This window comes from Chthoniobacterales bacterium, assembly GCA_039930045.1.
Classification (GTDB): domain Bacteria; phylum Verrucomicrobiota; class Verrucomicrobiia; order Chthoniobacterales; family DASVRZ01; genus DASVRZ01.
Window position 1 is genome coordinate 26,875 of record JBDSQB010000017.1, and the last position, 20,848, is coordinate 47,722.

Sequence of the window (20,848 nt, forward strand, 5' to 3'; positions counted from 1 at the left end):
TTCTCATCTGTGTTTGCAGCCGTGAGAACAGAATCGGGCAAACATCGCGATGTTTGGGCGAAACGGGCCCCGTTGAGACTGAATATTGCGCGAAATGGTCGTCAGGAGATAAATCTTGGGCAATCCAGTGCCCATTTCACGGATATTTGGCGGCGTGGCATCGTTACTGCAACCGCTTGACTGGAAAATACAAAGTCAGACAGATCGGCGCAAGGCCGCAGGTATCCGCATGGAGTGTGGCGGCCTGTTTTTCCTCCTCGTTCCCAAACTCCGTTTGGGAATGCCTTGTCCTCGAAACTCTGTTTCGGCTGGGAGACGGTATCTGCGGGGAAACAGGACCCGAGTCGGACGAATCGCAGATAGCCTCGCCAATCTGCCCCACCGAGGCAAATCGTTGTCCACCATTTCTTCGCAATAATTCCCCGAGCAAGTGCGTTCCCAAACGGGAGATTGGGAACGAGGGTTCAAAGACTTCCTAACCGATTCCGCTCAAAGTCCGATGCGGATGATGCTGGGGTGGCCGACTTGCAGGTGCAGGGAACGCTCCAATACCGGGAGGAAGGCGATGGAGTTGTCGGTGAGGCTCACTTGCAAGGTTCCCGCCTGGTTCGCCGGGGCGGCGAGGTGTTTTTCCTGCAACAATCGACTCAAACTCGACGCGCAGTTTTCCGCCGAATCGACGATGTGCACGCCGGGGCCGGCGATGCGGGAAATGGCCGCGCCGAGCAGCGGATAATGCGTGCAACCGAGGACGAGCGTGTCGATTTGCGAGTCGAGTAAGGGCCGAATGTAACGCTCGATCGCGGCGTCGGTCAGCGGGTCGTCGAGCCAGCCTTCCTCGATCATGGGGACGAGCACCGGGCAGGCGTGGCTGATGGTTTTCGCCTCTGGCGAGAGGGCGCGAATGGCGAAATCATACGCGCGGCTGAGGACGGTGGCGCGGGTGCCAATGATGCCGATGCGTCCGTTGCGGGTGGCGCGGACGGCGGCCTCGGCTCCGGGCTGGATCATGCCGACGATGGGGACGTCGAGCGTTTCCCGCAGGGTGCCGACGGCGAGGGCGGACGCGGTGTTGCAGGCGACGACGATGGCTTTGCAGCGTTGCGCGAGGAGAAACTGGCAGATCTCCTGGGAGTAGCGGGTGACGGTTTCCTGGCTTTTGCCGCCGTAAGGGACTCGCGCGGTGTCGCCCACGTAGAAGATGTGTTCGCTGGGCAGATGCTGGCGGAGGGCGGCGACGACGGTGAGCCCGCCGATGCCTGAGTCGAAGACGCCTATGACGGATGAGTGGTGGTGCGGGGGGAGATCAGGGCTGGGCGGCGGCATGAGGTTCGGACTGGACGAGAGTGGTGGGTTTGTCGGGAGTTGGCAAGCGGGCGGGCGGCGGAGAAACGGGCGAAATGGCAGGCGGCGTGGCGGCGGGCGGCGGCTGCGCGGCGAGAGTCGGAGCGGGCGTCGCGGCTGGCGGCGGCGGTAAGGGGAGTTCCATTGCATTCTCCGGCACGGCGGCGATGTAGCGGACGATGCCGGCGGCGATGGATTCCGCGAGCGCCTGCCGATAATCGGCATGCGAAATGGCGAATGCGTCCTGCCCGGCGAGGTAGCCGCCCTCGATCAGGACGCCGGGCATGTGGATGCCTTTTAAGACGTGAAATCGCGCCCGGCGGATGCCCCGATCCGGCGAATGGACGCGCGGCAAGATGCAACCGTGGATGGCAGTGGCGAGCGCGGCGTTCTCCGAATCGTGGGCGTTGCCGGGCCAGGAAACCCAGTCGAGGAGCGTCGGCGGGTTGTCGGTGGAGGGCACACCCGCCGGGGTGAGCGCGTAAGTTTCGATGCCACGGGTGAGCGCACCGGCATTGAAATGGATGCTGATAAAGAGCGCGTCGGCGTTCCGGTTGGCCGCAGCGACGCGGTCGTCGAGGGGAATGTAACTGTCGTCGCGGCGGGTGAGGACGACGTTTAAGCCGCGGGCGCGCAGGAGGGGAGCGGCGCGCTGGGCGACGTCGAGCGCGTAGGTTTTTTCCGATCCATAATAGGACCACGTGCCCTGGTCGTTGCCGCCGTGGCCCGCGTCGAGGACGATGGTGCGAACCGCCCCGCCGCAGATGCAGCTCGGTCGCAGGACGGGGTCGATGGTGGTGGAGAGGTCGAGCCGCGATAGCCATGTGACTCCGCCCTCTTTCAACACGGGCAGGCTGAGGTGGAAGCGGAGGTTATTGAGGTAAAGCTCGCGGGTGCCGATCTGGGCGAGGAGGATTTTGTTGGGTTTAACGAACTTGATCCACTCGGCGGTGGTGGTGCCGAAGGTGAAATCGTAGAACGTCTGCACCTCCGACATGGGGACGTATTCGCGGTCTTGGATCGTCTGGAGTGTCCAGGCCGGGAGTTCCATGCGACTCACGGCGAAGAGGCCGAAGATGGCGGCGAGGTTCCGCAGCCAATGGATCGGACATTTCCCGGCGCTCATCGGCTTTTAAAGTCAGCGGAGCGGCCCGTTTTGACAAGGGGGAATCCATTTGCATTCGACTCTGACTCGTTGCACGTTGCCCGTCCTTTTATATGACGCTGACCGAAAAAATCATTGCCAAAGCGAGTGGCAAATCCTACGTCGAACCCGGCGACAATGTCTGGGTGAATGTCGATGTCCTGCTCACCCACGACGTCTGCGGACCCGGCACGATCGGGGTGTTTAAGCGCGAATTCGGCAAGACCGCCAAGGTCTGGGACAAGAACAAGATCGTCATCATTCCCGACCACTACATTTTCACGCAGGACAGCATGTCGAACCGCAATGTGGACATCCTGCGCGACTTCGTCCGCGAACAGGGCCTGCCCTATTTCTACGACGTGATCGACGACCCGGACGGTCATTGGAAGTTTGATGCGAGTCAGGGTCAACTCAAGAAACAATACGGCTCGCAGTTTGCCGGCGTCTGCCACACGGCGTTGCCAGCGAAAGGTCACACCCGGCCCGGCGAGATTCTCTTCGGCACCGACTCGCATACCTGCATGGCGGGGGCGTTTGGGGAATTTGCCACCGGCATCGGCAACACCGACGCGGGCTTCATTTTGGGCACGGGCAAGTTGCTCATCAAGGTCCCGGAAACGATGCGCTTCTATCTCGAAGGCACGTTGTCTCCCGGTGTGATGGCGAAGGACGTGATTCTGCACGTGATCGGCGAGATCGGCTTCGACGGCGCGACTTATCGTGCGATGCAATGGGAAGGTCCCGGCGCGAACGCGATGAATATGGACGACCGCATGACGATCGCCAACATGGCGATCGAAGCGGGTGGCAAGAATGGGATTTTTGCGCCAGACGAAACGACGTTCGCCTACGTGAATGAGCGGACCGCTGCCAATGGAACGAAGGCCGATTACGACCCGGTGTTTCTCGATAAGGAACAGAAGTTCGTCTATGACAAGGCGTTCGATCTTTCCAAGCTGGAGCCGACCGTCGCGATGCATCCCGATCCGGGTCAACGCGAGCTCGCGAAGAACCTCGGCAACATCCACTTGGACCGCGCTTACATCGGCTCCTGCACCGGCGGCAAGACGAGCGATTTCCTCGCCTTCGCCCACATCGTCAACGGCAAATCCGTGAAGATCGACACCTTCGGCGTCCCCGCGACTCCGGGCGTCGTGCAGGAGTTGCAGACGACTCGCTGGAACGGCGTGACGGTCTGGGATATTTTGACGAATTCCGGCGTGCTCATGACCGAAAACGCCTCCTGCGCCGCCTGTCTGGGCGGTCCGGTGGATACGTTTGGCCGCATGAACAAGCCGATGAATTGCATCAGCGCGACGAACCGCAATTTCCCCGGTCGCATGGGCAGCAAGGAGAGCAAGGTTTTCCTCGCCAGCCCCTATACCGTCGCCGCGTCCGCACTCACGGGTCACATCACCGATCCTCGGGAGTATTTGTCCTAACCAAGTCGTATGCGTCGTTTGTCCATTCAACTGACCGCCCTTTGCGGCGTGCTAACACTCGGCGGTTGCGCGTGGTTTTCCGATCCCGCCAAGTCGGATGCAACTCCCGCGACTGCCAGCGCTGCGTCGGATGCTAACAAAAACTACTGCATCGTAAAAGCGGACTTCACCCCGCTCTATCGCACCGGTCCGCAGCAGCCCAACGGTCCCGACCAGAGCCTGCCAAAGAACACACTGGTCACCTTGCTTAAGCGCAGCTTCGGTTTCAGCCGTGTGCAACTCGAAAACGGCATCAACGGCTACGTCGCCACTGAGGATCTCGGCCCGGCTCCCGCCGAATTGATCAATCCGCCGAAGCCGACGATCAATACTAACATCGAGAACAACAGCGCCATCGTCGAACATTACTCCGCCGAGAAAGCCGAGCATTCCGCCGCCGTCAGCACCGGCAACGCCGAGGCCGCGCCTGAGCTGCCCGAGCCGCGCCTCGAACCCGAGCCGACTCCCGTCATCGCCAAACCCGACTTCCGCTACTAACATTATGGCTCATACCATCACCAGCCCCATCTACGTCGTTCAGGATAACATCGACACCGACCAGATCATTCCCGCGCAGTATCTAACATTGGTTCCTACCATTCCCGATGAATACGAGAAGCTCGGCTCCTATGCTTTGATCGGACTTCCCGACGCGCTTTATCCCGAGCGTTTCGTGCAGGAAGGCCAGACACAGACTCCCTACAAAATCGTCGTCGCTGGGAAAAATTTCGGCTGTGGCAGTTCCCGCGAGCACGCTCCGATTGCGATGGGCGCGGCGGGCGTCGAAGCTGTCGTGGCGACCTCGTTTGCGCGCATCTTTTTTCGCAATTGCGTCGCGACCGGCGAGCTCTATCCCTACGATTGCCCGGACCGTCTCTGCGATCTTTTGAAGACGGGCCAAATCGGCACGCTCGACTTCGACAAGGACACGCTCACCGTCGGCGACCTCGTGGTGCAGCTCAAACCCCTCGGTGAAGTTCGCCCCGTGATCGACGCAGGCGGCCTCTTCAACTACGCCCGCGCCAGCGGGATGATTCCGGCCTGATTTCGAGGTTGGTAGATTTTCAGAGATAGATTCATCCGTTCAGCGAAGCGGAGCGAATTGATCTCGTATGAAAACTCTCACTGAACTCAAAGTCACCCCAGAAAATCTCAAGTCGGCCTCCGATCTGTCGCTTTTTCTCGGTTTCGCATCGATCATCCTGTCCATTGTGACCTGGTTTACCGCCAAAGAAGAAAACCGCGCCCACGGCGAGCGCTTCGGGATCTTTGTCGGCCTCTGGGTTCCGAGCTTCTTTATTCTCTCCAATCGACTCTCCCGCAAAGCTGAGGAACTCGCTCAGCCGGAGTAGGTTAGGAATCGCAGATTCTTTTCCATCCAGCGAAACTCGGCTGGACATCTGCGCCTCTCGCTCGTTAAGTCCTCTGCATGGGACACGACATCAATCTGAGTGGCGGCGACATCACGATGATCAAAAACATCGGACTCTCCGGCTCGGCCATCAGCGGCCAGATTCTGATCGAGCGTTGCGCGGGGATGGGTGACGCGGAGATTATCGAGTCGCTCAAGGACCTCATCGCGCTTGGCTATGTCGTCGCGGACAACGAGACATTTCACAGCAGCAGCGACATTGCCAAAGTCCAGTTTCGCGTGAACACCTCCTATGCGCGCGACCTCAAGGAGGCGCTCGATCCGCAGCCGAAGAAGGTCGAGCGCCGCCAGCGCCGCACGTGATTTCCCGCTGGCTGGCCGGGCTGTTGGCGGCCATCGTTTTACTAACCAACGCCAGCGCGGCGCACGTCCTTTCCGACGAAGCCACCGCAGCCCTCTGGACGGTTGGACCCGGCGACGAACTCTATGCGGCCTTCGGTCACAGCGCGCTGCGGATCACCGATCCGGTGATTGGGTTTGATCGCATTTACAATTTCGGGACGTTTGATTTCGCGACTCCCAACTTCTACCTGAAGTTCATCCACGGCGACTTGGATTACTATCTAACTGCCGCCATCGCACCGGAAATCATCGAGGAATATCGCGATCACCATCAGTTGGTAGTCGAGCAGCAGTTGAATCTAACTCCGGCGGAGCTGGATCAATTATTCCTCGCGATGGAATCCAACCTTCAGCCGGGGAACGCCGCCTATCGTTACGATTTCGTCCGCGATAACTGCACGACTCGCATCCGCGACGCCGTCGCCAAAGTGGCCAAAGTCCAGTGGCAGCCGCTCGCCAGCAACTCCCCCACCCTTCGCGAAATGGTCCAGCCCTATGTGGCGGATCGTCCCGCGATCCAGACCGGCATCAATCTCCTCTTCGGTGCTAACATGGATCATCCCGCAACCAGTCAGGAGGCGATGTTTCTGCCCGAGGACATGAAGCTGGCCTTCGACCGCGCGACTATTAACGATGGTCGCAGGTTAGTACGCAGCACGCAGATCTTGTTAGATGGCCCGAAGCTTCCCGCACCGGTGACCAATTGGCTCGTGTTAGGAACCTATCTCGCCGCCGTGCTGGCCATGGTCGCGCTCATCCGCAACAGCCGCTGGCCGCTCTGGCTCGACGTGATTTTATTCATCCTCACTGCACTGATCGGTTGCGCGATCGCCTTCGTCTGGTTCGGCACGCGCCATTGGGTTTTGCACGACAACTGGAACCTGCTCTGGGCCTGGCCGACGCATCTCATCATCTGGTTTTTCCCGCAGCGCATTCGGCGAAAATACTGGATCGCGTATGCCGTCTTTGTCCTCGCCGCCGCCCTCTGGATTCCGCTGCAACTCACCTTCGTCGGCGTGAAACTACTGCTCGCGTTTCGCGCCTTGAAGATGGACGCTCCATCGCGTACTAACCAGCGATGACCACCCCCTCATTCCAGAAAATCGTCCCGCGCGTTGAGAACGAGGACGAGCGCACGCCGGAGGAAATCGCCGAGAAACGTCGCAAGCGCATCTGGATCATCTGCATGTGCGTGATCATCGTGGCCGGCGTCATCGTCGCCTTCAACGCCCGCTCTATTTCCCGCGGGATCAAGGGTTGGCAGGCGGAGCGCGCGGCGCGGGAGGCGGAGAAATTTCTCGCCGCCAAGGATTACAAATCCGCCCAGGGCAAAGTGCAGGACGCACTTGCACTCAGCCCGCAAAACCCGGCCGCCATGCTCACTGCGGCCCATTTCCTCACCACGGCAGGCGCTCACAAGGACGCCATCGCCTTCTGGGTAAAACTCGAGGAAAAGGGGCCGCTGTCTCCCGCCGATCAGCGGCAATACGCCACCTCGCTGCTCGCCACCGGCGACCTTTTGCAGGCGGGCAATCACGCGAAACTTTCGTGGCCCGCAGGTCAGCCCGGCCAGCCGGATGACTGGATGCTGGCGCTCAATCTCGCCCTCCAACGGCGCGATGAAACTGCCGCCGTGGACCTTGCGCAAAAACTCATGGCCAGCACATCGGCCACGGCGGATCAACGTCTGAAGGCGGCGACCTTGATGACTTCCTCGTCCAATCCGGGCCAGCGCACGGAGGCTTGGAAACTGATCGAAACCCTCAGCCGCGATAAGACTGAAACTGGACTCGAGGCGCTCGTCACTTTGGCGCGTCGTGCAGCCTCGGTGCATTCGAAACAAACTCCGCTGTCCGAGGGAGAAACGGCGCTGTCGCCGCAGGAAGTAGCCGATGCGATTGAGGCCAACCCAAAGGCGCAGGCCAAGCATTTGCTTTTCGCGATGGACCTGCGACTGCTCGTCGAGCCGTTGCGCAAGGCCGAGATGATCACGTCCGCTGAGGAAAAATTCACTGGCAACGACGACGACCTCGAGGCGCTGACCGCCTGGCTTTACGGCAAGGGCGAATTCCGCAAGGTGCTCGTGCATTTGCCCGCCGACGTGGCCGCGCACCGGCGCTCGCTCTTTTTGCAAAGCCTCGACGCCCTCGCCGCGATGGGCCGCTGGAAGGAAGTCGCCGGCGCAATCAACGGCGCGAGCTTCGCCCTCGACAAGGTCACGGCGGAAATGTATCTGGCCCGCTGCTCGAAGGAACTCGGCGAAACGTCCGGTGCCGATTCGCACTGGCGCACCGCCCTTGACGCCGCCAATGGCAACGCGCAGCAGCTCGCCCTCGTCGCCGATTACGCCGCGCGCGCCGGAAATATCGCCATCGCCAAGGCGGGTTTTCAAGCCGCCACCGAGGCGCGCGACGACTTCCTGCCCGCCTATCAGCGCCTGCTCGCCTTCGCCCAAGCCGAGGGCGACACGACTGGGTTGAATACGACTTTGAAACGCATGTCCGCCCGCTGGCCCGACGAGGCGGCGGTCCGCAACGACCTCGCCTACACCGATTTGCTGCTTCAGAAAAACATCGAGGCATCGACCAAAATTGCCGAGCAACTCTTTGCCAAGGAGCCGAACAGCCTGCCGCATCGGATCACACTCTCACTCGCTCGCTTGCGCACGGGAAACGCAGCAGAAGCGGCCCAGGTTTTGGATAAACTGACCGGCAACCTCGGCCCGCTGGAAGGCCGCAAACGCGCCGTGCAAGCCGCCGCGCTCTGGGCCAACGATCAGAAATCTCAAGCCAAATCCGTGCTCCAAGACGTGAAAGTGGACCAGCTTCTCCCCGAGGAACGCGCCTTGGTGAGCGGAGTTCAATAGCACTCAGGGCCGCGTCTCGACCCGGTAAAAACGCTTCGTTAGCGTGTCCATTGTGGAGGGATCGATCACGTCCAGCGTGGCGCCGGTGCCGGGAATCTCCGACTGCAACGGCTGCCACGAACCGGTGAGATCGTCGGTAAACTCCACTTTGTAAAAACGATCCAGAGCGGTCGGAAACTGAATGTGAAAGCCACTCGCATCCGCGAAAAACTGGCTGATCCCGGGACGACTTTCAGTGTTATGCGGGTCGGTGCCGGCGAGAAATTCCTGGGCGTTGGTGAAACCGTCGCCGTCGTCATCGAGCGCAGCATCGGCGGCGTCACTCGAGTTTAACTGCTGCTCCGCCTCCCAAAAGTTCGGCATTCCATCGGAGTCGGAGTCGTATGCGAAGATTTTTCCGGTCGCCGGATTCGACACCAACTCAGCGGAAACGACATTCGCAAGCTGCACGAGAAAGCTCGCCGACGGACGGCTCAGGATTCCGCCATGCACCGTCACGTTCAGCGTTTGCGTCGTGCTTCCGGCGGGAAACGTGACCGCGCCATTCGCGGCGTCGTAGTTGATTCCAGCCAAAGCCGTCGCGTCCAAAGTCGAGAAATCGACTGTCACCTCGCGGATCGCCGGATCGGAAAGACTCAGGGAAAACGTGGCCACCGCGTCCGTGCCGGGGGCGGTTTCCGCGACGGTGGCGTTGGCGATGCACAGGATCGGAAGTGCGCTACCGACGGCGCGCCGGGCGTTCACGCGGCCGTAGCCGTAGAGGGGATTTCTCCCGTTGGCGTCGTAGGCGACCCCGCCGATTTGGTCGCAAGTCTGGTGCAGCAGCGTGCGGACTTCGAGTGCGGTCAGACTCGGATTTTCCGAAATCATCAGCGCGGCGATCCCGGCAGCGAGCGGCGTTGCGGCGGACGTGCCCCCGAAGTTCATTTTGTAATCCTGCGCCGTCCAGCCCACCGCGCCGACCGGATCGAGCGTGGCAATGTCATTCCAACCGCCGTTGCTCGGGGCGACGAAATCAATTTTTCCACCGTATTCGCTGTAGTCGCTCCGCAAGTCCGCATCGGTCGAGGCACCGACCGCGATGGCACTCGCGTAGCTCGCCGGATAGGTCGTGTCGGTGGTGACATCCGGCACGCCATTGAGCGGCCCGGCCCCGGCGATGATCTGGAAACTGGCATTCAACAGGACGAAATAGAGGCCGGCATCCGGGTCCGATGGAATCGAAACCGACGTCGCAAACGCCAGCGTTTCCTGTCCGGTCAACGCCACATACGGGCTCGCCAGCACGGCCAACTGTTTCGCCTTCAGCTTCGGCGACACCGCCGACCAGAAACCGCCCGTGCCGGTGAGCGCATTTTCAAAAGACAGGCTCCAGTTAGACGTGACTCCGAAGCTGCTCAACACGAACCAGCCGGGGACATCGCCCTCGAAATCCTCGTCCGGCAGCTTCGCGGTCAGGTGCGTGTAGCCGTCGCTGCCGAGCAGGCAGACATTGTCCACGCGCACCGCGTTTTCGCCGCCACTCGCAGCGCCCTGCAAATAGGCAAACCCGATGGAGTAGTTGCCGCCGAAGCCATTCAGGAAAATCCGCGCGCGCCCGCCGCCCTCATACCACGTGCTCGCCGCGTTGCCGGTGGCGAAAAACGACGGGCAGCCCTTGCCGCTGCGGCCCTGAGTCGCCGCGTAGTCGAGCGCGGCCTCAATGTAGGGACTCGGACTGCCACCGCCCCAGCTATTGCTCAGGACATCGGCAAAATGCGCGGCGTAAAGCAGCGCGTCGCCAATGATCTGGTCGGTGGTAAAATCGCCGCTGTCGTCCGCGATCTTCACCGGGAGAATGGTGCAACCCGGCGCGATGCCAGCCGTCGGCGCGCCGGAGCCAAAGCTCGACGCAGCGATTCCAGCGCAACCCGTCCCGTGGCCGTTCGTGCCGATGGGAGTCGGATTGTTATCATTGTTCGCGAAGTCCCAGCCGTGCACATCGTCGATGAGACCGTCGCCATCGTCGTCGATGCCGTTGGTTTCCTTGCCGTCGCCGGACTCGCCGGGATTGGTGAAAATGTGCAGCGCCGGATGCGTCAGATCGACGCCGTCGTCGATGATCGCGATCACGGTCGAGGCCTTTCCCGTCGTCCGGTCCCAAGCCTGGGTCGCCTGCACGTCGGCTCCGGCGACGGCGTGATTCTGGCCCGTGTTGGCGAGCGCCTGCTGGTCGGGGAAAAATGGATTCGCCGGCTCCAGTTCGCGTCGGATCTCGCGGACAAAATTGGGCTGCGCCCAGACCACGTCGCCCGAGGCGGCGGCCCGACGGCAGAGCGCGAGTGGATCGGCGCGACGGGCGCTTTTGATCCGCAGACAATGCACATGGAGCGGATTCGGCGTCGGGCTGGGGACGAGTTCCATTCCATTCTGGCGCGCCCAAGCGGTGATTTGAGTTGCAGTGAAATGAGGCGCAAAACGCACGAGCAATTCATCGGTCAGAATCATGCGCCGATGCGTTTTGCGATCCACCAGCACGGGAAACGCGCGGCTCACCGCTGGCTCCGCGAGCATTTTTGCGGTGTCCATTGTCTCCGCTGCGTTGCGCGCCCGGAGGATTTGCAGCCGCCGCCCGCCCCGCAGCCGCACCTCGCCGATCTGCGTGTGCAACGGCACGCCACGGCGCGCGCGGAGTTTCTTGAGACCAGCAGTCGTGGTGACCTCCGGCGCAAATTCGACCGCCGTGCTGGTGGCCGAGCGCAGCAAACTCACCCGGCTCTGGCCCGGAGTGAGATAGAAATCTCCGGCATCAGTTAGTTTCTCCGGGCTGATCGCCGTCGCCGGAAGCACCTTTGGCAAATCCGCCCACTGCGTTCCAGCGGGCACGGAGCGAAATTGCAGATCGACCGCTCCCGCATGGGCGAAAAAAGCAGCACATGCCAGCAGAACAAGCAGCCTAAAAGAACGGCGGGGAGAGAGCATGTGGCGTGAGGAAACGGTCCGGCCAATGGAAGCGAAGTGCCTGGGAAAGGACTTGAACCTTCACTCCTTTCGGAACCAGATCCTAAGTCTGGCGCGTCTGCCAATTTCGCCACCCAGGCTTGAGTCGCAGCGGGATCAATACCGTTAGCCCCGAAAGTTGGCAACTGCTTTCTCCGGCTCCCGCCGTGCAGGATCTTCCTGCGGAGAAGGTTTTTGACGAGCCGACCCTCCACCGCTATGCAACCCAGCATGTGCCGCAACATCAAACCGCTCTTTAACTTCGCACCGCCCGTCACCGACGACGAAGTCCGCGCCGCGTCCCTGCAATTCGTCCGCAAAATTACCGGCTTCCATTATCCCTCGAAAGCCAACGAAGCCGCCTTCCACGCCGCCGTCGAAGAAATCGCCCACCTCTCCGGCCACCTGCTCAGTAGCCTGCACCCCGTCGCCCCGCCCAAAGACCGCGCCGAAGAAGCCGCCAAAGCCAAAGCGCGTTCTGCAAAACGATTCGCCGCATAAAAACCTAACTCGCTCCACCAAAGGGCCGCCCGAGTAAGTGGCGCAGCGACCGAATTGGCGAAACCTATTGAAACGCCCACGCGCCTCTGCAACTTTCCGAGCATGGCAAAAATCCTCGGCTTCCATCACACCGCCATCCGCTCCGCAGACTTCGACCGGAGCATCGCCTTCTACACCGAAGTGCTGGGCCTCCAAGTCAAGATCACCTGGGGGGCCGAGAACGAGCGCGCCGCCATGATCGACGCGGGCGATGGAAATTACATCGAAGTCTTCGAGCGCGGCGCGGCCACCGTCCCTTCGGAGGCCACCATCCTCCACTTTGCACTCCGCACGGACGATTGCTCGGCGATGCTGGAAACCGTGCGGTCGGCTGGGGCAGAAATCACCATGGAGCCCAAGGAAATCACCATCGCCTCGAACATCGGCCCGGTGCCGGTGAAAATCGCCTTCTTCAAAGGCCCCGACGGCGAAATCGTGGAGCTGTTTGAGAATGCCGTGCTGTAGACGCGGACTTCGGGGACTGACAGCAATACGTTTTAATCTGCATCCAGAATCGATTCTTTTAGCCTATTTACTCACAGGGAAAGTAAAGTATGCGAAGAGAGCGAATAGTAGAGGAGGCATGGCCATACACATGTAATAAAAGAGGTATTCTCGGGTGAAGAGGCTGGCATGTGTGTAGAAGACATCCCACTTCGATAGAGCATGATCGTCATAGTTCGGTTTGGACGCCCGAAAGCAGGCGAAGTCCACATCGTCGTGATTATCGGAACGTTGCAGGATGTCATCATACCGCTTTGAGAGATTCTCTACACTCGTCAGAAAATCGGAGCCCTTCTCATTACCATAGCGTGTTTTCAATGCGCGAAGCTCTTTATATAACTCTGCAATTTGGAGGCCGCTTTGATGAAAGGTGTAAGCACGCACGCTATAGTTCTGCGATGCCTCAAGCTGACTAACTACCAGAATGATGATCGAAAGAGCCGAACTGATGAAAAGAATCACCTGGCTAGTGCTGCCTAATGAGAACTGCGGCAGCATTGTGGTAATTAGAGAAAAGATCATCACATAGGCCGAGAGGAGTGATACGGCCCTTGTGGATAGCTCATGCTTCTTGCGGAGTCGCGAAGCTGCGTTGAAGCGGCTTTTGTAAGTGGACCAAAGCTTATAATTAAGCTCACGGTCATAAGTGCCTTGCGCGTAAAGTGGAATGTTACTCATCAGAGATGCAATTTGTTAGATTGAATCAAGACAAGTTGCGCGCCTCTGCCGCCTCTCGATAACGACTAAGCTCCTCTGTGGACAATTGCTCTTGAGGGACAAGCTGATAATGCCTTTCTTCGCGAACGCTCACCCCGGCTTCCGTATCTTCAAATTCAAAGAGCGCGATTACTTTGTCCGACATAAATTGTGCTGCTAAAGGACGGCAAATGAGCAATGGAAATTTTTCAGCACATGCTGCGATATCCTGTTCTATTTGCACTGCACTGAGACGATCTCGGCCACCTTTGGCTTGTATTGGTAAAACGTAATGGCATCCCCTGCGATCCAACCCTACATAGAGTTCATCAATTTCCACTTGTCCTATATCAGCGACAGCAGTCCGAAGATGGTTCTGCAAGGAATAACAAGTGATGCCCGTGAAGATATCGACGAGCCGATTATATCTTAGCTTCGCCAGCAAAGCTTGTTCGTCTCCTAGTGCGTAGCGGGAAATAACTCCTGGAGTAGAATCTGGAACTTTAATCACACTTAGAGCGGGATTGGCCTTTAATGTCCACTGTGCTGCCAGCACAAATCGATAACGACTGTTACCAATCTTTCTAAGTATCCATTCCTTTTTAGCAGGTGCAGTTGACCTGATTTCCTCAGGGAAAGGTTGGCGGAACCGAAAGGAGTAAACTACATCACCAATGTTCTTCGGTCTCTCCAACCCAAGGGTGGATGCAGCCTGAACAATCTCTTCACGATCAAACTCCAGTGAGGTCAGACCTTCGCTGTAGTGTGACTTAAATATGTGGACGATGATTTGAGCGTATTGCTTTTTAGTAGCCATATTATTTTTTCCCATTCCATTGGAGCACCAGGACTTCCTCGCGAAGTTGCTCCCTCGTAGCAGTGGCCAGACGGGTCCGGAAGAGATCCAGATTGATCACCTCATAACCAAGTTGCTCTGCAATCGAGCCTAACAACTGGCCCGTGCGAATCATCACTCGCAAGTAAGATGCTTGATCGCCGACCACATACGCCAGTTGAGCTCCGGGACGTAAAAGAGGCCTTAACTCGGAAAAGTGCCGGGCCATCCCTCCGAAGTAAAGTTTGGTCACACGAGCATAGAGTCGCTCAAAGCCACTGGTCTTTCCCATTTCAATCCGCCGCCGCTCTATCTCTTGAGCGATACGTTCTATCTCGGGATATTGAGCCACCCAGCGATCATCATCGTCTCCTTTATAGACGCCCCGAGTATTCGAGCGAAGCATGGTGCGCTTAAGATCACGCAACGTGGAGCGGTTATGAAAGAATCCTAGTATCACACTCTCGAGTCGTGTGGTTCGGGTGTAATCCTTTTCATTAGGATATGGAGGCGAAGTAATGATCGCATCAATGGAAGATGATTTTAGCAACGAGGGCGCGGTGCGTGCATCTGCATGAAGAACGCGTGCCGCCACTTTGGGCAGCGACTTAAGCAAGCGAATGTCATGCGCCATCTGACAAATTCGAGAAAGCCAGGTGGATACAACGGGGGCATCATCTTTAGCCGGTCCGATGCCTACTTCTGGGCCAAAGTGGAGATTGCTAATGGTAGTAACTAACGAGCGGGCCAGAGCCAGACGAAAATGCGCTACGAATTTGCCTGACTTATCAATGCAGTCGAGCAGCACCAGAGTCTTGTGAAGCGGCAGAGGGCTAATGGAGTTTGCCAGTAACAGTTTCGCAGCATCAGTCGATAAATGCCTGAGCAAGATTGCTGGTGAACTTTCCCGCAGCAAACAAGGCTGTGGATCGTCCGTGATTCCTTCTCGCTCGAGTATTTCCAGTGATCTCTCGGCGATTCTGGCAGCCGCTAACTCCATTTGATCAGGATCAGGAGACCAATCGATTTTTGTGTTGCTGGCGAAGAAAGCCATTGGATGCGCTTCAATTCCCACGCCCCGCAGTCCGAGTTTTTGACATTCAACAACCGTTGTTCCTGTGCCGCAAAAAGGATCGAGCACCACTGCTTTACTACCCAGACCGAACCGCTCCACGTACTGACGCACCAGATGCGGCGGATAGGACAACACAAACCTGTACCAATCGTGCGCCGGACGGTCGCCTGCCTCAAGGCGATTGGAGTCGCTCCGCAGCGCCGGCTGAATCCTGAGCGGGGCAACGTAAGCGGTCGATTTCATCGCGATCATCTGTAGCAATGAACACGAACTGCAGAAAGACATTTAGAATCCGCTTAGATTCTAAATCTATAAGCTTCCAGCCTTTGGCGTCTCGCTGAGCCGGGAGAATGCGTTATAACCCCATCTCTCTCAGCAAGTCAGGGCGTTTGCGGAGGGTGACTCTGGCGATGCCTTTGAATTCTTTCATCCACTCTTTCAAGGCGTTGTAGGTGGTGGTGACGGCTTGGAGGTCGCTGAGGTCGTCCTCGGGTTCGTCGGGTTCGGGAGCGGGGTCGGGTTCTTCTTCGCCGAGGTCGGGTTCGGTGAGTTTGCCGAGGGCCACGATGAGGGTGTCGAGCCGGGCGGGGGTGTAGCCGCGAAGGGTGAGTTTGGCGGTGTGCGGCGCTTTTTTGCCGGCGGCGTAGGAGGCTCCGGCGGCGGCGACGAATTTGCCAAAGTCGTCGGGCATGTCGCCGGTGACGCCGAGGGCCACGCGGTCGCCCTGCCCGGGGAAGGCGGCGCGGGCGATGCCGCGAAAGTCGGTGTAGTCTTCGCGGGCGTCGGCGATGGCTTGCTTGCGCAGGGAGGTGTGGCTGCGGTCGGCGCCGATGCCGGGGAGCTGTTTGTTGAAGGCTTCTCTGGCGGCCGCTTGCAGGACGATGCCTTCTTGAATGGCGGCGGCGGTGTAGCCGGGGTCGATGAGTTTCGCGGCGATCTCAGGATTTTGGAGAGCGGTGTTGAGGGTGGCCAGCGAGTCGGTGATGTAGGCGCCGATGGCTTGGTTTTGCACGGAGCGTTTGCGCTTGGGTTTGTTGTTGTTGTCGTCAGGAGTAGGAGTGGGATTTTCGTTGGCCATGATGTTTTATTGAGAGGTTGCGAGTGAAATGCGGGAGGTGGAGAAATGGGTCCAACTCCTCTAACGGGACTGAGAACGCCGATCTTTTGCTTCGTTGAATAGAAAATTATCTCGTCATCGGGCTGTTTTTTGGCTGAAAGGCAGCTAAAAAGCCGGTCGGGAGTCTTATGCAGACCGGTGGAGCCTCTAAAAAGTCGCGGGGCGCTGCTAAATAGTCGCGGGAAGACGCTAATTAGTGGCGCGGACTCACTAAAAAGCGGCGGAGAGGTCTTAAATAGTCGCGTGGAGGCGCTAAAAAGCAGCGGGGCGACGCTAAATAGTGGCGTGGAGGTGCTAAATAGCGGCGCTGCACTGCTAAAAAGCAGCCAGCATTCGTTGTCGCGCCGGAGAAACGATCACGGGACGGAGCCGGATCGGTTCGTTTTGAGCGGACTTCCGTTCTAATGCAGGTATTTCAGCGCGACGAAGCCGAGGACGAGCAGGATCAACATGCCGAAGAGAACGAGGTCGAGGTATTTCTCCAGAAAGGGACGAATCTTGACCCCAAAGTAGCGGATGAGCGCGGCAACGAGAAAGAAGCGTCCGGCCCGGCAGAAGATGGAGGCGAGGATGAGCGATTCGAGCGGGTATTTGAAGGCGCCGGCGGCGATGGTGACGAGTTTGTAGGGGATCGGGGTGAAGCCTTTGGCGACGATGAGCCAGAAGCCGTTTTGCTGGAGCCAGGCACCCATTTTGTTGAAGGCAGCCTCGTGGAAACCGGGGATGTGGCCGAAGAAAAATCCTTTCACCATGTCCCAGAGATAGAAGCCGATGGCCCAGCCGAGGATGCCGCCGAGGACGGAAGCCAGCGTGCACCAGAGGGCGTATTGCCACCATTTCTTGGGCGTGGAAAAGCACATGGCCATGAGCAGCACGTCGGGCGGGATGGGGAAGAACGACGACTCGGCAAAGGAGATGGCGAAGAGCGCAGGCAGGGCGTATTTCGTTTCCGACCAGTGCATGGTCCAGTCGTAGAACCGGCGGACGAGGTTGCGCTTCGGAAGATGATGTTCGACGACGTCGGGTGAGGTGATCATGCGCGTGCAGTGGAGCAGCTTTTGCGGCGGGAGGCAACTGCGGGGTGGCGCGCGGGCCAGGTGATGGGGCGAGAAATTATATTTACCGGAATGAATTGACCGTGTCCGAGTCAATATCCACGCTGGGCCATGAAAAATAATCTCCTCCTGTGGTGTCTCGCTTGGTTTGTGTGCATGCCGGGTCTTTTACACGCAGGCGGGAATACGACTCCCACCAACCTCGGCACGCAGGTGGCCTTTGTGAATACGAGCATCACTTTTAGCCAGCACGATGGGAGGGTGACGGTTCCCTTTCAAGTGACTGGCAATCCGCTGCCGAGTTCCGCGTTCACGGCCGACTTGGTGGCGTTCCGATTTCAAGATGTGACCACGAACAGCGGGGACTACGAGGAATACGGCAACTTCGACACGCAGGGCACGGCGGGAAATCTGGAGCTGCCGCTGTTTATCAAATATACAGGCAGCGTCGTCGATAAGACGTTTCTGATCACGATCGACACGGGGCTGCTGGTGGGCAATTACACCGTGGGGACGCCGAGCACAATCACGGTGACGATCCTGGGGGAGCCCCGATTTTTCATTCGAGCGCTGGCCAGTCCCTCCAGCAAAGGGCGGGTCTCGCGTTCGGCGTATCACACGGTCGGCAGGACGGTGGTGCTGCGGTCAACGCCGAAACCCGGATTCAAATTTATAGGCTGGAGAGAGAACGGAAAGTATGTGAGCTACGCGCCGAGCTACGTCTTTACGGCAGAACGCGACCGGTATCTGAGGGCAAGATTTAGCAATCGCTAACGAGAAGCATTTCCAGAAACGAACGTCGGCGGATAGCGCCCGTCCGCTTTGAACAAGAGGTGGTCCGGACTGTCCAATCTGCCATGTCTTCAGCAGCCAACATTTTTGAGGACAGCGCGGGTGCTTTGGATTCATTTGACTTGGCGACCGGCGAGGCTGGTGCGACCGTTTGCGCGTCTCCCATGTATCGCTCCATCGCCGCCGCAACGACTTTTTCGCCACGCTTCCACGCTGTTCTCGGCGAGGCTGGGCGGATTGCGGAATATTTCAGGGGCGAGTTGCAGTTGATTCACGTGGGCGAGGAGACGCCGGAGAAAAAGTCGCGCATTGCCGACGGCCTCGCGCAGTTGAAACTGGCGGCGGAAACGATCATCCATTGGGCCCCGGGCGATCCGGCGACGATGATTTGCAAGCTGGCGGCGGAGTTTGGCTGCGATCTGGTGGTGGCCGGCGCGGTGCAGGGAGCGGCGGACGGCGGCACGGGCTACCGGCCGTTTGCCAATGACATCGCGCGCAAGCTCATCGCCGAGGCGCCGTTCGATTTGTTTCTCTTTTTGCAGCCGCAGGAAACCCACCAATCGCTCCAGTGCCCGGCGGTGCTGGTGGATTTCAGCGAGACTTCTGCCGAGGCGTTGCGCCAGACCGTGCAAGTGGCGAAGATGCGCGGTGCGGAAAAAGTCACCGCAATCCAGGTGCTCACGACTTTCGACGAGCATCGTCTGCGCAGCTCCGGGTTCCAGGGAAATGCCGACGAGCGGCTCGATCAATTTGTCCTCGATTCCACGCCGCTCGATGTGCCGGTGGAGACGCTCTGCATTCGCGGAAACACCGGATTTGCCGCCTGCGAACATCTTCAGTCCATCGGTGCCGATCTGCTCGTGGTGCCCACCGGGATGCCGGGAAAATCGGACCCGGTGCTGAGCCCGAGCCTCGACTGGCTCTATCAAGTCATCCCCTGCAATCTGTGGGTGATGCGCGATAAAAAGGCACGGTCGAGTTAGACTCGATTCTTCCAGGCCGGGTGCTTCGCGATGAGAGCCAGCGCCTCTTGGAGCAAGGTCTTGCCCGGCTCCATGCGATGCCACGGCGAAGCGCCGGACGGATGCGGCAGCGGGATCACGTCCACCTTTCCGCTCGGCAGATCGACCCGGAAACTTTTCCCAATCGTCTCGGACAACGGCGACTCGGGGAGAAATTGCCGGATCGCCAGCTTGCCGATGGGGAGGATCAATTTCGGCTTTAGAATCGCGAACTCGCCCTCCAGCCAGCGGCGGCAGGTGGCGATTTCCAGTGGATCGGGCACGCGGTCGCCACCCTGCTTCGTCTTGCCCGGAAAACAACGGCAGACCGCCGCCATGTAAACCGTCCGCCGAAACTCCTCCTCGTCCACGCCGCAGCTCTCGGAGAACCACTTGAACAACGTCTTGCCCGCCGTCCAGGCGAAGGGTTTGCCGGCTAGCGGCTCCTTCGTTCCGGGTGCCTGGCCGACGGAGATCACCTTGGAAAAAACCGCGCCGCCGGAGACGCCGGGGCGGATCATTTTCGGGCAAAGCGTGCAGGCGCGAATGCTCTCGACGAGCTCCTGGAGGTCGCTCACGAGAGGAGTTGGAGTAAAATGGCGGCGTCGGCGAGGAACGCTTCCGGAGAGTCGGCGGCGACAAACTCCATCAGCGCAAACCGGTCGCCCGGCAGGGTGTTCACCAGCACCAGATACGACTTCCATTCCGATGCGCCGTCGGCCAGCGGCAGGCGCGAGAAATCTTTCGCCCATTGGAAAACGTGGAGATTGCTAACGCGCGGCAGCAGTTTTTCCAATCCCTCGCGCCGATAGTCCACGTCGAAAAGCGTCTTCGGCTGCCAGATGATCGAGACTCCGGGCACGGCGTCGAGCAGGCGCAGCGCGGCCTCATTGCCATCGGTGAGCGTGCCGTCGTGAAACTCCAGCGCGATGGAAACATCGTTCTCCGCGCCCAGAGCGACGCAGGTTTTCAGGTCGTCCACAATCGACGCGACGAGTTCCGGCGACGCTTCAACGGAAGGCACGTTACCCGCCCAGACACGGATCGTTTTTGCGCCCAGAGCGACGGCGCTGCGCAGGGTCGCGTCGAAGCTCACATCCGTGCCCGCCGCGCGATAATACGAGCCGTAGGAGGACACTTGGAGTCCGGCGGCGGCGGTGAGATCGCGCACGCGTTTCGCCGCGTCCTCGTCGCCATGCGGCACGTGAATGTCCCCTCCCCACTCGATGGCGCGCAGGCCGGCGGCAGAGCCGAGTTCGATTATTTTCTGCGGTTCAAACTGGCGAAAAGTAACAGAGCAGAGGCCGGGCAGAATCATGGATGGATCATGGGCTTTTCTGACGCCGGGCGCAACGAGGTTCGACCGCCCCGTCGTCTTCGCGTCGCATCGAAAATCTCATCGCAGCCATCGACCTTGAGCTGGTGCACGATCTTCAGCAGCTCGCCGAGGCGTCCTTTCGGAAAGCCTTTTTTCGCAAACCACTCGAGGTATTCCACGGGGAGATCGTAGAGCGGCACGCCCACGGGCGGGAAAAATTTCGGGCCAAATTTCCCGAACGGCATGCGCCCCCCGATGATCTCGGAAAGATCTTCGCGAATCCAGTCGGCGATGTTTTCTTCGAGCGACATTCGAGTTCAATCC

General features: G+C 59.2%; 22 protein-coding genes and 1 tRNA gene. 11 read left to right on the forward strand and 12 right to left on the reverse strand.

All coding sequences use genetic code 11. The annotated features are described in order from the left end of the window. Positions 1-489: 489 nt before the first annotated feature. Entirely contained in the window at positions 490-1,326 is an 837-nt protein-coding gene (gene murI, locus ABIT76_13325) for a glutamate racemase (protein ID MEO7934129.1), read from the reverse strand. Further along, positions 1,307-2,470, reverse strand: coding sequence for an N-acetylmuramoyl-L-alanine amidase (locus tag ABIT76_13330; GenBank protein ID MEO7934130.1), 1,164 nt, complete (start codon positions 2,468-2,470; stop codon positions 1,307-1,309). The genes murI and ABIT76_13330 overlap by 20 nt, the downstream gene beginning before the upstream one ends. Positions 2,471-2,562: 92 nt before the next feature. On the opposite strand from ABIT76_13330, the gene ABIT76_13335 reads away from it, so the two are divergent. From ABIT76_13335 to ABIT76_13365, 7 genes are all read left to right on the forward strand, one after another. Further along, a complete protein-coding gene (locus ABIT76_13335; protein MEO7934131.1) occupies positions 2,563-3,933 on the forward strand; it encodes an aconitase family protein in 1,371 nt (456 codons plus the stop codon). A 9-nt stretch (positions 3,934-3,942) separates the two neighbouring features. Next, positions 3,943-4,470 carry a hypothetical protein gene (locus ABIT76_13340; GenBank protein MEO7934132.1) on the forward strand — a complete coding sequence of 176 codons (528 nt, stop codon included), beginning with the start codon at positions 3,943-3,945 and terminating at the stop codon, positions 4,468-4,470. A 4-nt stretch (positions 4,471-4,474) separates the two neighbouring features. After that, positions 4,475-5,017 (forward strand): 3-isopropylmalate dehydratase, encoded by a 543-nt coding sequence (locus ABIT76_13345; protein MEO7934133.1) that lies wholly within the window; start codon positions 4,475-4,477, stop codon positions 5,015-5,017. 67 nt (positions 5,018-5,084) lie between these two features. Then, on the forward strand, positions 5,085-5,324 hold the full coding sequence (locus ABIT76_13350; protein ID MEO7934134.1) for a hypothetical protein: 240 nt from the start codon (positions 5,085-5,087) through the stop codon (positions 5,322-5,324). Between the two features lie 77 nt (positions 5,325-5,401). Further along, the gene (locus ABIT76_13355) at positions 5,402-5,707 is read left to right on the forward strand and encodes a hypothetical protein (GenBank protein MEO7934135.1); all 306 of its coding nucleotides are present in this window, start codon (positions 5,402-5,404) and stop codon (positions 5,705-5,707) included. Next, complete coding sequence (locus ABIT76_13360; GenBank protein MEO7934136.1) at positions 5,704-6,828, forward strand: DUF4105 domain-containing protein; 1,125 nt, start codon at positions 5,704-5,706, stop codon at positions 6,826-6,828. The genes ABIT76_13355 and ABIT76_13360 overlap by 4 nt, the downstream gene beginning before the upstream one ends. Then, complete coding sequence (locus tag ABIT76_13365; GenBank protein MEO7934137.1) at positions 6,825-8,612, forward strand: tetratricopeptide repeat protein; 1,788 nt, start codon at positions 6,825-6,827, stop codon at positions 8,610-8,612. The genes ABIT76_13360 and ABIT76_13365 overlap by 4 nt, the downstream gene beginning before the upstream one ends. Positions 8,613-8,615: 3 nt before the next feature. Here the strand turns inward: ABIT76_13365 and ABIT76_13370 are convergent, their stop codons facing one another. Both ABIT76_13370 and ABIT76_13375 read right to left on the reverse strand, forming a co-directional pair. Continuing rightward, a complete protein-coding gene (locus ABIT76_13370) occupies positions 8,616-11,477 on the reverse strand; it encodes a S8 family serine peptidase (protein ID MEO7934138.1) in 2,862 nt (953 codons plus the stop codon). A 133-nt stretch (positions 11,478-11,610) separates the two neighbouring features. Continuing rightward, positions 11,611-11,692: transfer RNA gene (locus ABIT76_13375), tRNA-Leu, on the reverse strand. Positions 11,693-11,822: 130 nt separating this feature from the next. On the opposite strand from ABIT76_13375, the gene ABIT76_13380 reads away from it, so the two are divergent. Then, on the forward strand, positions 11,823-12,092 hold the full coding sequence (locus ABIT76_13380; GenBank protein MEO7934139.1) for a DUF2277 domain-containing protein: 270 nt from the start codon (positions 11,823-11,825) through the stop codon (positions 12,090-12,092). A gap of 102 nt (positions 12,093-12,194) precedes the next feature. Then, positions 12,195-12,596 carry a VOC family protein gene (locus tag ABIT76_13385; protein MEO7934140.1) on the forward strand — a complete coding sequence of 134 codons (402 nt, stop codon included), beginning with the start codon at positions 12,195-12,197 and terminating at the stop codon, positions 12,594-12,596. Between the two features lie 63 nt (positions 12,597-12,659). On the opposite strand, the gene ABIT76_13390 is transcribed toward ABIT76_13385, so the two are convergent. The 5 genes from ABIT76_13390 to ABIT76_13410 all read right to left on the reverse strand — a co-directional run bounded on the left by ABIT76_13390 (position 12,660) and on the right by ABIT76_13410 (position 17,395). Further along, positions 12,660-13,313 (reverse strand): SLATT domain-containing protein, encoded by a 654-nt coding sequence (locus ABIT76_13390; protein ID MEO7934141.1) that lies wholly within the window; start codon positions 13,311-13,313, stop codon positions 12,660-12,662. A 25-nt stretch (positions 13,314-13,338) separates the two neighbouring features. Then, positions 13,339-14,148: an endonuclease gene (locus tag ABIT76_13395; GenBank protein MEO7934142.1), complete on the reverse strand. Its 810-nt coding sequence runs from the start codon at positions 14,146-14,148 to the stop codon at positions 13,339-13,341. A gap of 1 nt (position 14,149) precedes the next feature. Further along, on the reverse strand, positions 14,150-15,493 hold the full coding sequence (locus ABIT76_13400; GenBank protein MEO7934143.1) for a DNA methyltransferase: 1,344 nt from the start codon (positions 15,491-15,493) through the stop codon (positions 14,150-14,152). 103 nt (positions 15,494-15,596) lie between these two features. Then, positions 15,597-16,319: a hypothetical protein gene (locus ABIT76_13405; protein ID MEO7934144.1), complete on the reverse strand. Its 723-nt coding sequence runs from the start codon at positions 16,317-16,319 to the stop codon at positions 15,597-15,599. A 440-nt stretch (positions 16,320-16,759) separates the two neighbouring features. Next, entirely contained in the window at positions 16,760-17,395 is a 636-nt protein-coding gene (locus tag ABIT76_13410; protein MEO7934145.1) for a YqaA family protein, read from the reverse strand. A 174-nt stretch (positions 17,396-17,569) separates the two neighbouring features. Between ABIT76_13410 and ABIT76_13415 the strand changes: the two genes are divergently transcribed. After that, positions 17,570-18,187 carry a hypothetical protein gene (locus ABIT76_13415; protein ID MEO7934146.1) on the forward strand — a complete coding sequence of 206 codons (618 nt, stop codon included), beginning with the start codon at positions 17,570-17,572 and terminating at the stop codon, positions 18,185-18,187. An 83-nt stretch (positions 18,188-18,270) separates the two neighbouring features. Then, entirely contained in the window at positions 18,271-19,188 is a 918-nt protein-coding gene (locus tag ABIT76_13420) for a universal stress protein (protein MEO7934147.1), read from the forward strand. Here ABIT76_13420 and ABIT76_13425 read toward each other — a convergent pair. The 3 genes from ABIT76_13425 to ABIT76_13435 are packed head-to-tail and all read right to left on the reverse strand — an operon-like array spanning position 19,185 to position 20,835. Next, positions 19,185-19,784, reverse strand: coding sequence for a uracil-DNA glycosylase family protein (locus ABIT76_13425; GenBank protein ID MEO7934148.1), 600 nt, complete (start codon positions 19,782-19,784; stop codon positions 19,185-19,187). The two genes, ABIT76_13420 and ABIT76_13425, sit on opposite strands and share 4 nt — an antisense overlap. Beyond that, positions 19,781-20,524 (reverse strand): TIM barrel protein, encoded by a 744-nt coding sequence (locus ABIT76_13430; protein MEO7934149.1) that lies wholly within the window; start codon positions 20,522-20,524, stop codon positions 19,781-19,783. Before ABIT76_13430 ends, ABIT76_13425 begins: the two co-directional genes overlap by 4 nt. Further along, entirely contained in the window at positions 20,521-20,835 is a 315-nt protein-coding gene (locus tag ABIT76_13435) for a DUF3820 family protein (GenBank protein ID MEO7934150.1), read from the reverse strand. The genes ABIT76_13430 and ABIT76_13435 overlap by 4 nt, the downstream gene beginning before the upstream one ends. Positions 20,836-20,848: the final 13 nt, after the last annotated feature.